9 protein-coding genes are annotated in these 12885 nt (G+C 59.8%); 8 read left to right on the forward strand and 1 reads right to left on the reverse strand.

Going from position 1 to position 12885, the window contains the following annotated elements; translation table 11 throughout:
- Positions 1–7 precede the first annotated feature (7 nt).
- Positions 8–274 (reverse strand): hypothetical protein, encoded by a 267-nt coding sequence (locus tag JP75_RS06580; RefSeq protein WP_035080773.1) that lies wholly within the window; start codon positions 272–274, stop codon positions 8–10.
- 257 nt (positions 275–531) lie between these two features.
- Here JP75_RS06580 and secE point away from each other — a divergent pair, with 257 nt between their 5' ends.
- The 8 genes from secE (at position 532) to rpoC (ending at position 12764) form a co-directional block, all read left to right on the forward strand.
- The gene (gene secE, locus JP75_RS06585) at positions 532–726 is read left to right on the forward strand and encodes a preprotein translocase subunit SecE (protein ID WP_035080774.1); all 195 of its coding nucleotides are present in this window, start codon (positions 532–534) and stop codon (positions 724–726) included.
- 36 nt (positions 727–762) lie between these two features.
- A complete protein-coding gene (gene nusG / locus JP75_RS06590) occupies positions 763–1293 on the forward strand; it encodes a transcription termination/antitermination protein NusG (RefSeq protein WP_035080778.1) in 531 nt (176 codons plus the stop codon).
- 212 nt (positions 1294–1505) lie between these two features.
- On the forward strand, positions 1506–1934 hold the full coding sequence (gene rplK / locus JP75_RS06595) for a 50S ribosomal protein L11 (RefSeq protein WP_035080780.1): 429 nt from the start codon (positions 1506–1508) through the stop codon (positions 1932–1934).
- Positions 1935–1939: 5 nt separating this feature from the next.
- Positions 1940–2632, forward strand: coding sequence for a 50S ribosomal protein L1 (rplA, locus tag JP75_RS06600; protein ID WP_035080782.1), 693 nt, complete (start codon positions 1940–1942; stop codon positions 2630–2632).
- Between the two features lie 298 nt (positions 2633–2930).
- Entirely contained in the window at positions 2931–3449 is a 519-nt protein-coding gene (gene rplJ / locus JP75_RS06605) for a 50S ribosomal protein L10 (RefSeq protein ID WP_035080785.1), read from the forward strand.
- Positions 3450–3506: 57 nt separating this feature from the next.
- A complete protein-coding gene (gene rplL, locus JP75_RS06610; RefSeq protein ID WP_035080787.1) occupies positions 3507–3881 on the forward strand; it encodes a 50S ribosomal protein L7/L12 in 375 nt (124 codons plus the stop codon).
- A 485-nt stretch (positions 3882–4366) separates the two neighbouring features.
- Positions 4367–8500: a DNA-directed RNA polymerase subunit beta gene (gene rpoB / locus JP75_RS06615; protein ID WP_035080790.1), complete on the forward strand. Its 4134-nt coding sequence runs from the start codon at positions 4367–4369 to the stop codon at positions 8498–8500.
- Between the two features lie 79 nt (positions 8501–8579).
- Complete coding sequence (gene rpoC / locus JP75_RS06620) at positions 8580–12764, forward strand: DNA-directed RNA polymerase subunit beta' (protein WP_035080793.1); 4185 nt, start codon at positions 8580–8582, stop codon at positions 12762–12764.
- The last annotated feature ends 121 nt before the right edge of the window (positions 12765–12885 follow it).

The following is a 12885-nucleotide window of genomic DNA, read 5'->3' on the forward strand; positions in this document are numbered from 1 at the left end:
GGGGAGTCTATTCTGCCGCCATCGGCATGCGCTGCTGGTGCCGCAGCTTCAGCTTATTGAGCTGGCGCGCAGCGTGACCGAGGAGGGCATGGCGGATGGCCTCGGAGCTGGCGGTCCCGATATCGGCCTTCACCTTGAGGTCAAGCGTGTAGTCGGTATGGGTTCCGAGGAAATCCTCGCCGATCCGCACGCGAACTGCGCCGACGACGCGCCCCGAAATGGCCTTGTGCGGGCCGAAATGCATAAGCTGGCAAGACTTGATGTCGAAAGACATGGAATGCCTCCCCCGGCGGCGCCACCTTTTGGTCGCAATTCAATCCAATTCCAACCTTGATTCGGATGCAAGAGGCTTCCACAGGTTTTTCCAAATATGCTTTATGCCTGTTGCGCGCCGGCCATGTGACGTTGAAAGCCTTGCGTCCCGTTAATGACGGTTGCAATTGCATTCGAGATTGAATAGATACCCCCAATCCAGCCGTGCGGGAATCCTGCGCGGCCTTTGGTTTTGCACCAAAACAACCGGAATCGACTATGGCCCGTACCAATCCGATCACCTTCCTTCAGCAGGTCCGCTCGGAAACCTCCAAGGTAACCTGGCCGAGCCGGAACGAGGTTGTGATCTCGACCATCATGGTGCTGGTGCTGGTGACCTTTGCGAGCTTGTTTTTCCTGTTCGCAGATCAGGTCATCTCGTGGCTGGTGTCTATGATGCTTTCGATCCGCTAAGCGGGTCAGGCGACTAACGAGGAGCGGCAAGGCGGCATGGCCAAGCGCTGGTACATTGTTCAGGCGTACTCGAACTTCGAGCGCAAGGTAGCGGACGCGATCAAGGAAAAGGTCGCCCAGACCAAGCTCGAACACCTGTTCGACGACGTCATCGTGCCGACCGAGAAGGTCGTCGAAATCCGTCGCGGCCGTAAGGTCGATACGGAACGCAAGTTCTTCCCCGGCTATGTGCTGGTGAAGATGGATCTTACCGATCAGACTTTCCATCTGATCAAGAATACGCCGAAGGTGACCGGTTTCCTGGGCGCTGATAACAAGCCCATGCCGATCTCCGAGAAGGAAGCCATGTCGATCCTGCAGCAGGTGCAGGAAGGCGTCGAGCATCCCAAGCCTTCCGTCAGCTTCGAGGTTGGCGAAAGCGTTCGCGTTTCCGACGGTCCCTTTGCCAGCTTCAATGGCATCGTGGAAGAAGTCGACGAAGAGCGCTCCCGCCTCAAGGTGGAAGTTTCGATTTTCGGGCGCCCCACTCCGGTGGAGCTCGAATACGGTCAGGTCGAGAAGGTCTAAGCGTTTTGGCGCAAGCCAAAATCGCCCCCAGCGTTTTTGGCGTCAGCCGAAAATCGCGACTTCTCGCACGACGAACAAGAAATTCCGGCGCGAGCCGGATAACGGGGCACTTCGGTGCTTCGAAACCCGTGGAAGGGGATGGCGGTCGCCAAGCCGTCTATCAACCCCGCACCACGGCTCAACTGCCGGTTTCGGCACATAGAGGATAGAAAATGGCAAAGAAAATCGTTGGCTACGTAAAGCTGCAGGTTGCTGCGGGTTCCGCAACTCCCTCCCCGCCGATCGGCCCGGCTCTGGGTCAGCGCGGTCTGAACATCATGGAATTCTGCAAGGCCTTCAATGCGGCTACGCAGGAGATCGAAAAGGGTGCTCCGATTCCGGTCGTGATCACCGCTTACGCCGACAAGAGCTTCACCTTCGTGATGAAGCAGCCGCCGGTGACCTACTTCATCAAGAAGGCCGTCAACCTCAAGTCCGGTTCGAAGAACCCGGGCAAGGAATCGGCCGGCACGATCACGACGGCTCAGCTTCGTGAAATCGCCGAGAAGAAGATGGTTGATCTCAATGCCGACAATGTCGAGGCCGCAATCTCGATGATCGCCGGCTCCGCCCGTTCCATGGGCATCCAGGTCGAGGGCTGATTTAGATGGTAAAGATCGCAAAGAAGGTCGCCGCTGCCCGTGAAGGCATCGACCGCAACAAGCTCTATTCGCTCGACGCCGCTGTGAAGCTCGTCAAGTCGAAGGCCTCGGCCAAGTTCGACGAAACCGTCGAAATCGCGATGAACCTCGGCGTTGACCCGCGTCACGCCGACCAGATGGTTCGTGGCGTCGTCAACCTGCCCAACGGCACCGGCAAGACCGTTCGCGTCGCCGTGTTCGCCCGTGGCGCCAAGGCCGACGAAGCCAAGGCTGCCGGTGCTGACATCGTCGGCGCCGAAGACCTCCTGGAAATCATCCAGGGCGGCAAGCTCGACTTCGATCGCTGCATTGCTACCCCGGACATGATGCCGCTGGTCGGCCGTCTCGGTAAGATCCTCGGGCCGCGCAACCTGATGCCGAACCCGAAGGTTGGCACCGTGACCATGGACGTCAAGGGTGCCGTCGGCGCTGCCAAGGGCGGTGCTGTCGAGTACCGCGTCGAAAAGGCCGGTATCATCCATGCCGGTATCGGCAAGGTCTCGTTCTCGGAAGAAGCACTTCTCGAGAACATCAAGGCCTTCACCGACGCCGTCGTGAAGTCCAAGCCCGCTGGCGCCAAGGGTACCTACGTCAAGAAGGTGTCCGTGTCGTCCACCATGGGCCCGGGCGTCCATGTCGAGCCGGGTACGGCTCTCTAAGAATTCCTATTCCGGGCGGTTTCGGCCGCCCGGTGTCGCCTTTCAGCGATGAAAGGCAAAAGTCCTGTCCGAGACTGCCGGTCGATCCGAAAGGATCGTTAATTCCATCTGGAGCCAGCAATAGACGGGGTGAGACACCGAAATTTCGGTTTCGGTTCGAACCTAGACCAGAGGCCCTCGGGCGCTCAGTTGGCAGGCACCTAACCGTTGCTCTCCGAACCCAAAAGGGGAGGGGGCAGCAATTGGCAATGGTCCCTGCATGCTTCGGCATACTGGGCCTAGTCTAGTGGAGACTAGCATGGAAAAAGCGGAAAAGCGCGAAGTCGTAGCGTCGCTCCAGGAAGCCCTTGCGGGCGCTGGGTCGATCGTCGTCGCGCAGAACGTTGGTCTTTCCGTTGCTGCGTTCACTGATCTGCGCGTGCAGGTCAAGAAGGCAGGCGGCAAGGTCAAAGTCGCCAAGAACCGCCTTGCCAAGCTCGCTCTGAAGGAAACCGATGTCGCGGACATCTCGGGCCTGTTCACCGGCCCGACCGTGATTGCCTATGCGGAAGACCCGATCGTTGCGCCGAAAATCGCAGCGGCTTTCGCCGAGAAGAACCAGAAGTTCGTTATTCTCGGTGGCGCAATGGGTACGACTGCGCTTGACGTCGATGGCGTCAAGACCCTGGCAACTCTGCCCTCGCTCGACGAACTGCGCGCCAAGCTCGCGGGTCTCGTCAAGCAGCCGGCACAGAACATCGCTTCCATTCTCGTGCAGCCGGGCGCGGGCATTGCTCGCGTTCTCAAGGCTCACGCCGAAAAGAGCGAAGCGGCATAAGCCGTTCCGACCAAAACTACCTGTTCGAACTGAAACACAATCTGGAAAGAGTAAAAAATGGCCGATCTCGCCAAGCTCGTTGATGACCTCTCTGCCCTGACCGTTCTGGAAGCTTCCGAACTGTCCAAGCTCCTCGAAGAAAAGTGGGGCGTTTCCGCCGCTGCTCCGGTTGCTGTTGCCGCTGCTGGCGGTGCTGCTCCGGCCGCTGCTGCTGAAGAAAAGACCGAATTCGACGTGATCCTCGCCTCCTTCGGCGACAACAAGATCAACGTCATCAAGGAAGTCCGCGCCATCACCGGCCTGGGTCTCGGCGAAGCCAAGGCCCTGGTTGAAGGCGCTCCGAAGGCCATCAAGGAAGGCGCTTCGAAGGCTGAAGCCGAAGACATCAAGAAGAAGCTTGAAGAAGCTGGCGCCAAGGTCGAACTCAAGTAAGTTCGCTTTAGCACTTGAAATCGGCGAGATGGCGCTATATGTGCCATCTCGCTGTTCTGTTTTTACGGAACGATTCGCCGGGCCGATTGGATGGGTTCTGGCGCCAATTTGCGGAAATTTATGACGATTTTTGATGTCGCAGGCACGTTGAAGCCTCTGTTGACCTCGCCTTGGGCATGGCCCGAAGCGGGGCTTTAGTCGTTTCTCACGAAGCTGTGATCGTGCCCATCGGTCCGTGGGTGCGGTTGGCGCGACATCGGTTGGACCTTGACTAAGGCATGTCTCCCGAAAGTGGGTACCGGTTTCTGGATAAAGACATGCAGGAACTAAAGCGCTCTCGCTGAGGGCGAAAATGACTACCAGGCATATATCCCGAGCGCCGACGGCTGATAGTCGGGTCTTTGGATATCTGCCTCCGAGACAAAGCAAAAATGGAGCGCAATGCCCGATGGGGCAGGGCGCGACAACCAGAAACAGGAGCTTTCATGGCTACCACGTTCAACGGCCGCCGCAAGGTTCGCAAGTCCTTCGGTTCCATCCGCGAAGTCACGGAGATGCCCAACCTGATCGAAGTCCAAAAGGCTTCCTACGATCAGTTCCTCATGGTCGACGAGCCCAAGGGCGGTCGCGGCGATGAAGGGCTTCAGTCCGTCTTCCGTTCGGTATTCCCGATCACCGACTTCTCGAACACTGCTTCGCTTGAATTCGTTCGCTACGAATTCGAACAGCCCAAGTATGACATCGACGAGTGCCGTGCGCGCGATATCACCTTCGCTGCCCCGCTCAAGGTCACGCTGCGCCTGATCGTGTTCGAAGTGGACGAAGAAACCGGTGCTCGCTCCGTCAAGGACATCAAGGAGCAGGACGTCTACATGGGCGACATGCCCTTCATGACCTCGAACGGTACCTTCATCGTCAACGGCACCGAGCGCGTCATCGTTTCGCAGATGCACCGTTCGCCGGGCGTGTTCTTCGACCACGACAAGGGCAAGACCCACTCTTCGGGCAAGCTCCTGTTCGCTGGCCGCATCATCCCGTACCGCGGTTCCTGGCTCGATATCGAATTCGACGCCAAGGACATCGTGTTCGCGCGTATCGACCGTCGCCGCAAGATTCCGGTCACCTCGCTGCTCAAGGCTCTGGGTATGGACGCCGAGGAAATCCTCGCGACCTACTACAACACCCTCAACTACGAAAAGACCGACAAGGGCTGGCGCGTTCCTTACGATGCCGAGAAGTGGAAGGGCGCCAAGCCGACCCACGATCTCATCGACGCCAAGACCGGCGACGTCGTCCATGAAGGTGGCAAGAAGCTCTCGGCCCGTCAGGCCAAGAAGCTTGCTGAAGAAGGCCTGAAGCACCTGCTCGCGGTCGATGCTGACCTCTATGGCACCTACATTGCCGAGGACATCGTCAACCTCAAGACCGGCGAAATCTACGCCGAAGCCGGCGACGAGCTCGACGAAAAGCTGCTGACCAAGCTGGTCGACCTCGGCTTTGACGAGCTGCCGATCCTCGACATCGACCACATCACCGTGGGCGCTTACCTCCGCAACACGCTCGCCGTGGACAAGAACGAGACGCGTGAAGACGCTCTCTTCGACATCTATCGCGTCATGCGTCCGGGTGAACCGCCGACCGTCGACACGGCCGAAGCTATGTTCCAGTCGCTGTTCTTCGACGCCGAACGCTACGACCTTTCGGCCGTTGGTCGCGTCAAGATGAACATGCGTCTCGAGCTCGACGCTCCCGACACCATGCGTACCCTGCGCAAGGAAGACATCGTCGAAGTCGTTCGCACCCTCGTCAACCTGCGCGATGGCCGCGGCGAAATCGACGACATCGACAACCTCGGCAACCGCCGCGTTCGCTCCGTCGGCGAACTCATGGAAAACTCCTATCGCCTTGGCCTGCTCCGCATGGAACGCGCCATCAAGGAGCGCATGAGCTCGGTCGAAATCGACACGGTCATGCCCCAGGACCTGATCAACGCCAAGCCGGCTGCCGCCGCTGTGCGCGAGTTCTTCGGCTCGTCCCAGCTGTCGCAGTTCATGGACCAGACCAACCCCCTCTCCGAAATCACCCACAAGCGCCGTCTCTCGGCTCTTGGACCGGGCGGTCTCACCCGTGAGCGCGCTGGCTTTGAAGTCCGCGACGTGCATCCGACCCACTACGGTCGCATCTGCCCGATCGAGACGCCGGAAGGCCCGAACATCGGTCTGATCAACTCGCTCTCGACCTTTGCCCGCGTCAACAAGTACGGTTTCATCGAAACCCCGTACCGCAAGATCGTCGACGGCAAGGTGACCGAGGACGTCGTCTATCTGTCCGCCATGGAAGAGGCCAAGCACTACGTCGCTCAGGCCAACGTCAAGGTGAACAAGGACGGCACGCTGACCGACGATCTGGTCGTGGCTCGCCACGCCGGTGACAACGGCCTGACGCCCAAGGAAAACGTCGACCTTATGGACGTTTCCCCCAAGCAGATGGTTTCGGTCGCCGCCTCGCTGATCCCGTTCCTCGAAAACGACGACGCTAACCGCGCTCTCATGGGCTCGAACATGCAGCGTCAGGCTGTGCCGCTGCTGCGCGCCGAGGCCCCCTTCGTGGGCACCGGCATGGAGCCGGTCGTGGCCCGTGACTCCGGCGCCGCCATCGTTGCCAAGCGCAAGGGTGTGGTTGACCAGGTGGACGCGACCCGTATCGTTATTCGCGCAACGGAAGAAACCGATGCGTCGAAGTCGGGCGTCGACATCTACAACCTGATGAAGTTCCAGCGTTCGAACCAGTCGACCTGTATCAACCAGCGTCCGCTGGTCGTTGTGGGTGACCATGTCAATGCCGGCGACATCATCGCCGACGGCCCGTCGACCGAACTGGGCGATCTCGCCCTCGGCCGCAACGTGCTCGTCGCCTTCATGCCCTGGAACGGCTACAACTTCGAAGACTCCATCCTCCTGAGCGAAAAGATCGCGATGCAGGACGTCTTCACCTCGATCCACATCGAGGAATATGAAGTCATGGCCCGCGACACCAAGCTTGGTCCGGAAGAAATCACCCGCGACATTCCGAACGTTTCGGAAGAAGCGCTGAAGAACCTCGACGAAGCCGGTATCGTTCACATCGGTGCTGAAGTTCAGCCGGGCGATATCCTGGTCGGCAAGATCACCCCCAAGGGCGAAAGCCCGATGACGCCGGAAGAAAAGCTCCTCCGCGCCATCTTCGGTGAAAAGGCCTCGGACGTTCGTGACACCTCGCTCCGCGTTCCGCCGGGCGATGCTGGTACTGTCGTTGAAGTGCGCGTGTTCAACCGCCACGGCATCGACAAGGACGAGCGCGCCATGGCCATCGAGCGCGAAGAAATCGAACGCCTCGCCAAGGACCGCGACGACGAACAGTCGATCCTCGACCGTAACGTCTATGCACGTCTCAAGGAAATGCTGTTCGGCAAGGCCGCCACGGCTGGCCCGAAGGGCTATGTCGTCGGCACCAAGCTCAATGACTCCATTTTCGAAGCGCAGCCGCGTTCGAAGTGGTGGCAGTTCGCGATCGAAGACGACAAGGTCATGACCGAGATGGAAGCCCTCCATGCTCAGTATGAAGAAAGCCGTCGTCTGCTTGAACAGCGCTTCATCGACAAGGTCGACAAGCTCCAGCGCGGTGACGAACTTCCGCCGGGCGTGATGAAGATGGTCAAGGTCTTCATCGCCACCAAGCGCAAGATCCAGCCGGGCGACAAGATGGCCGGCCGTCACGGTAACAAGGGTGTGGTTTCCCGCATCGTTCCCGTGGAAGACATGCCGTATCTCGAAGACGGTACGTCGGTTGACATCGTGCTGAACCCGCTCGGCGTGCCGTCGCGCATGAATGTCGGCCAGATCCTTGAAACCCACCTGGGTTGGGCCTGCGCCGGCATGGGCAAGAAGATCGACCAGATGGTCCGCGCCTATCAGCGTTCGGGCGACCTGAAGCCGCTCCGTGGCGAAATCGGCGAGCTCTTTGCTGGCGACACCGCCATCACCGATCTCGACGACGACGGCCTGGTCCGCCTCGGCGAACACCTTTCGAAGGGTGTGCCGATCGCGACCCCGGTCTTCGACGGCGCCAAGGAAGCCGACATTGTGGTCATGCTCGAAAAGGCAGGCCTCAAGGCTTCGGGTCAGTCGACCGTCTATGACGGCCGTACCGGTGAGCAGTTCGATCGTCAGGTGACGGTTGGCTACATCTACATGCTCAAGCTCGACCACCTCGTGGACAACAAGATCCACGCGCGTTCGATCGGTCCCTACTCGCTCGTCACCCAGCAGCCGCTTGGTGGTAAGGCGCAGTTCGGCGGTCAGCGTTTCGGCGAGATGGAAGTGTGGGCCCTCGAAGCGTATGGCGCCGCCTATACGCTGCAGGAAATGCTCACCATCAAGTCGGACGACGTGGCTGGTCGTACCAAGGTCTACGAAGCGATCGTCCGTGGCGACGACACCTTCGAAGCGGGCATCCCCGAGAGCTTCAACGTTCTGGTCAAGGAAATTCGTTCGCTCGGTCTCAATGTCGAACTCGACATGCGCGAAGTGGAAGACCCCAATCAGGCGGAGCTCGCACCTCCTCAGGAAGCGGCGGAATAATCCGGCACTTCCACCCCCATTCACCTTTCAACCCGACCGTCAGCCTGGCTGCGGTCGGGGCGGATAGAGGAGAGAATTGATGAACCATCATTCCCACGTCATGGACCCGTTCAACCCGGCCGTCCCGGTGCAGACCTTCGATCAGATGAAGATCTCCATCGCCTCGCCGGAAAAGATCCTTTCCTGGTCCTACGGCGAGATCAAGAAGCCCGAGACCATCAACTACCGTACGTTCAAGCCTGAGCGTGACGGTCTTTTCTGCGCGCGTATCTTTGGCCCAGTGAAGGACTACGAATGTCTTTGCGGCAAGTACAAGCGCATGAAGTTCAAGGGCGTCATCTGCGAAAAGTGCGGTGTTGAAGTCACCCTGTCTCGCGTCCGTCGCGAGCGCATGGGCCATATCGAACTGGCCGCTCCCGTCGCCCACATCTGGTTCCTGAAGTCGCTGCCGAGCCGCATCGCCCTGCTGCTCGACATGACGCTGAAGGATATCGAGCGCATCCTCTACTTCGAGAACTATGTCGTTCTCGATGCCGGTCTCACCCCGTTCACCCAGAACGAGCTTCTTACCGAAGAACAGTATCTGGATGCCCAGGACGAGTATGGTGCCGACAGCTTCACCGCCAAGATCGGCGCCGAAGCCATTCGCGATATCCTGCTCAACCTCGACCTCGAAAAGATCGCTGCGGACCTTCGCGTCGAGATCGCCGAGTCGACCACTGAGCTGAAGCCCAAGAAGCTGGCCAAGCGCCTCAAGATCGTCGAGCAGTTCATCGTTTCGGGCAACAAGCCCGAATGGATGATCATGACCATCATCCCGGTCATTCCGCCCGAACTCCGCCCGCTCGTCCCGCTGGACGGCGGCCGCTTTGCTACGTCCGATCTCAACGACCTCTACCGTCGTGTGATCAACCGTAACAACCGCCTGAAGCGCCTGATCGAACTGCGTGCCCCGGACATCATCATCCGCAACGAAAAGCGCATGCTGCAGGAAGCTGTGGACGCGCTGTTCGACAACGGCCGCCGTGGCCGCACCATCACCGGTGCGAACAAGCGTCCGCTGAAGTCGCTCAGCGACATGCTCAAGGGCAAGCAGGGCCGCTTCCGCCAGAACCTGCTCGGCAAGCGCGTCGACTATTCGGGTCGTTCGGTTATCACCGTGGGTCCGTACCTGAAGCTGCACCAGTGCGGTCTTCCCAAGAAGATGGCGCTTGAGCTGTTCAAGCCCTTCATCTACTCGCGCCTCGAAGCCAAGGGTCTCTCTTCGACCGTCAAGCAGGCCAAGAAGCTGGTTGAGAAGGAAAAGCCCGAAGTCTGGGATATCCTCGACGAAGTCATCCGCGAGCACCCGGTTCTCTTGAACCGCGCGCCCACGCTGCACCGTCTTGGCATCCAGGCCTTCGAACCGATCCTGATCGAAGGCAAGGCCATCCGTCTGCACCCGCTCGTCTGCTCGGCTTTCAACGCCGACTTCGACGGTGACCAGATGGCTGTGCACGTTCCGCTCTCGCTGGAAGCCCAGCTTGAAGCCCGCGTGCTCATGATGTCGACCAACAACATCCTGCATCCCGCGAACGGTCAGCCGATCATCGTGCCGAGCCAGGACATTGTTCTCGGTCTCTACTATCTGTCCATCGTGGCAGAGGGTGAGCCGGGCGAAGGCATGTCGTTCGGTTCCTATGCCGAACTCGAACACGCGCTCGACAACAAGGTCGTCACGCTCCACACCAAGATCAAGGCTCGCGTTCCCGCTTGGGACGAAAACGGCAAGCAGATCACCCAGATCGTCGACACGACTCCGGGCCGTATGCTGATCGGTCAGATTCTGCCGAAGAATCCGGCTGTGCCCTTCGCCACGGCGAACCAGCTCATGACCAAGAAGATGATCTCCAAGATGATCGACACCGTCTATCGCGGTTGCGGTCAGAAGGAGACGGTCATTTTCTGTGACCGCGTCATGCAGCTCGGCTTCAAGAACGCCTGCGACGCCGGCATTTCGTTCGGCAAGGACGACATGGTTATCCCTGCGTCCAAGTACACGATCGTGGAAGACACCCGTAAGCTGGTCGAAGAATTCGAGCAGCAGTACAATGACGGCCTGATCACTCAGGGCGAAAAGTACAACAAGGTCGTCGACGCCTGGGCCAAGTGCGGTGACAAGATCGCCGAAGAGATGATGAAGGGCATTGCTGCCGTTCAGATCGACAAGGAAACGGGTCGTCAGAAGCCGATCAACTCGGTCTACATGATGAGCCACTCCGGTGCTCGTGGTTCACCGGCTCAGATGAAGCAGCTCGCCGGCATGCGCGGCCTTATGGCCAAGCCGGACGGCTCGATCATCGAAACGCCGATCACCGCGAACTTCAAGGAAGGCCTCAACGTTCTCGAGTACTTCAACTCGACGCACGGTGCCCGTAAGGGTCTGGCCGATACGGCTCTCAAGACCGCAAACTCGGGTTACCTGACCCGTCGTCTCGTCGACGTCGCTCAGGACGCGATCATCATCGAAAATGATTGCGGTACCGAACGCGGCCTGACCATGGAACCGATCGTCGACGCTGGCCAGATCGTGGCCTCGCTCGGCCAGCGCGTTCTCGGTCGTACGACTGCCGATGACGTCTTCCACCCGCTGACCGGCGACCTGATCGCTCCGAAGGGCACTCTGCTCGAGGAAAAGCATGTCGACGTGATCGAAGAAGCGCGCATCCAGTCGATCCGCATCCGTTCGCCGCTGACCTGCGATCTCCGCCAGGGCTGCTGTGCCGCTTGCTACGGTCGTGACCTTGCTCGCGGTACTCCGGTCAATATCGGTGAAGCTGTCGGCGTTATCGCCGCCCAGTCCATCGGTGAACCCGGCACTCAGCTCACCATGCGTACGTTCCACATTGGTGGTACGGCCCAGGTGGTCGATAGCTCGTTCCTCGAAGCCGGTGCCGAAGGCAAGATCGAAGTTCGCAACCCGAACCTCGCGACTGTCGAAGGTGGCAAGCAGGTCGTCATGGCCCGTAACGTCGCTCTCGTTATTCTCGATGGCGAAGGCAAGGAACGCGCCACCCACAAGGTGACCTACGGCTCCAAGCTCCTCGTCAAGGCTGGCGACACCGTTCGTCGTGGCCAGCGTCTGGCCGAATGGGATCCGTACACCCGTCCGATCCTGGCCGAAGTCGAAGGCGAGGTCCTGTTCGAGGATCTGGTCGACGGTGCTTCCGTTGCGGAAAACACCGACGAAGCCACCGGTTTCACCAAGCGCGTTGTCATCGACTGGCGCGGCAACCAGCGCGGTGAGGGCCTCAAGCCCGCACTGGCGATTGCCCGCGGCGGTTCGGTTGCCAAGGTGGATCGTGGTGGCGACGCCCGTTACCTGCTCTCCGTCGACGCGGTTATCGCCGTCGAGCCGGGTGAAAAGGTTGCTCCGGGTGACGTTCTCGCGCGTATCCCGCTCGAAAGCGCCAAGACCAAGGACATCACCGGCGGTCTGCCGCGCGTTGCCGAACTCTTCGAAGCCCGTCGTCCGAAGGATCACGCCATCATCGCCGAGATCGATGGTACCATCCGCTTCGGCCGCGACTACAAGAACAAGCGTCGCGTCATCATCGAGCCGACCGAGGACGGTGCTGATCCCGTCGAATACCTGATCCCGAAGGGCAAGCCGTTCCATCTCCAGGAAGGCGACACCATCGAAAAGGGCGAATACATCCTGGACGGCAACCCCGCTCCGCACGACATCCTTGCCATCAAGGGCGTCGAGGAACTGGCACGCTACCTCGTCAACGAGATTCAGGAAGTCTACCGCCTGCAGGGCGTGTTGATTAACGACAAGCACATCGAAGTGATCGTTCGCCAGATGCTGCAGAAGGTCGAAATCGTGGATCCGGGTGAGTCTGGCCTGCTCAAGGACGAGCAGCTCGACAAGCTCGACTTCGATGAACTCAACGACGCGCTGGTCAGCGAAGGCAAGAAGCCGGCAACCGCCAACCCGGTTCTGCTCGGCATCACCAAGGCTTCGCTCCAGACCCGCTCCTTCGTGTCCGCGGCTTCCTTCCAGGAAACCACCCGCGTGCTCACCGAAGCTGCCGTGTCCGGCAAGGCCGACCTTCTCGAAGGCCTCAAGGAAAACGTCATCGTCGGCCGCCTCATCCCGGCCGGTACCGGTGCCGGCCAGACCAAGGCCAAGCAGATCGCCGCCAAGCGCGACGACCTCATCCTCGAGGAACGCCGCCGCCAGGCCGAAACCACCCGCCTCGCGGCTCCCGCCGCCGAGTAAGGTTTTCGGACCAAAGAATAGAAAAGGGGCCCGCAAGGGCCCCTTTTTGTTTGTGTTGTCTCGATGTTTGCTGCGGACTGCCTCGAACTCTGCTTTCCATCCCCGGTGTCATTCCCGCGAA

The organism is Devosia riboflavina, from assembly GCF_000743575.1.
Lineage (GTDB): Bacteria > Pseudomonadota > Alphaproteobacteria > Rhizobiales > Devosiaceae > Devosia > Devosia riboflavina.

Bases quoted from the DNA above. Each gene is read 5' to 3' on its own strand.
- rpoC (WP_035080793.1), top strand. From the start codon at position 8,580: ATGAACCATCATTCCCACGTCATGGACCCGTTCAACCCGGCCGTCCCG.
- rpoB (WP_035080790.1), top strand. From the start codon at position 4,367: ATGGCTACCACGTTCAACGGCCGCCGCAAGGTTCGCAAGTCCTTCGGT.
- rplL (WP_035080787.1), top strand. From the start codon at position 3,507: ATGGCCGATCTCGCCAAGCTCGTTGATGACCTCTCTGCCCTGACCGTT.
- nusG (WP_035080778.1), top strand. From the start codon at position 763: ATGGCCAAGCGCTGGTACATTGTTCAGGCGTACTCGAACTTCGAGCGC.
- rplA (WP_035080782.1), top strand. From the start codon at position 1,940: ATGGTAAAGATCGCAAAGAAGGTCGCCGCTGCCCGTGAAGGCATCGAC.
- rplJ (WP_035080785.1), top strand. From the start codon at position 2,931: ATGGAAAAAGCGGAAAAGCGCGAAGTCGTAGCGTCGCTCCAGGAAGCC.
- secE (WP_035080774.1), top strand. From the start codon at position 532: ATGGCCCGTACCAATCCGATCACCTTCCTTCAGCAGGTCCGCTCGGAA.
- JP75_RS06580 (WP_035080773.1), bottom strand. From the start codon at position 274: ATGTCTTTCGACATCAAGTCTTGCCAGCTTATGCATTTCGGCCCGCAC.
- rplK (WP_035080780.1), top strand. From the start codon at position 1,506: ATGGCAAAGAAAATCGTTGGCTACGTAAAGCTGCAGGTTGCTGCGGGT.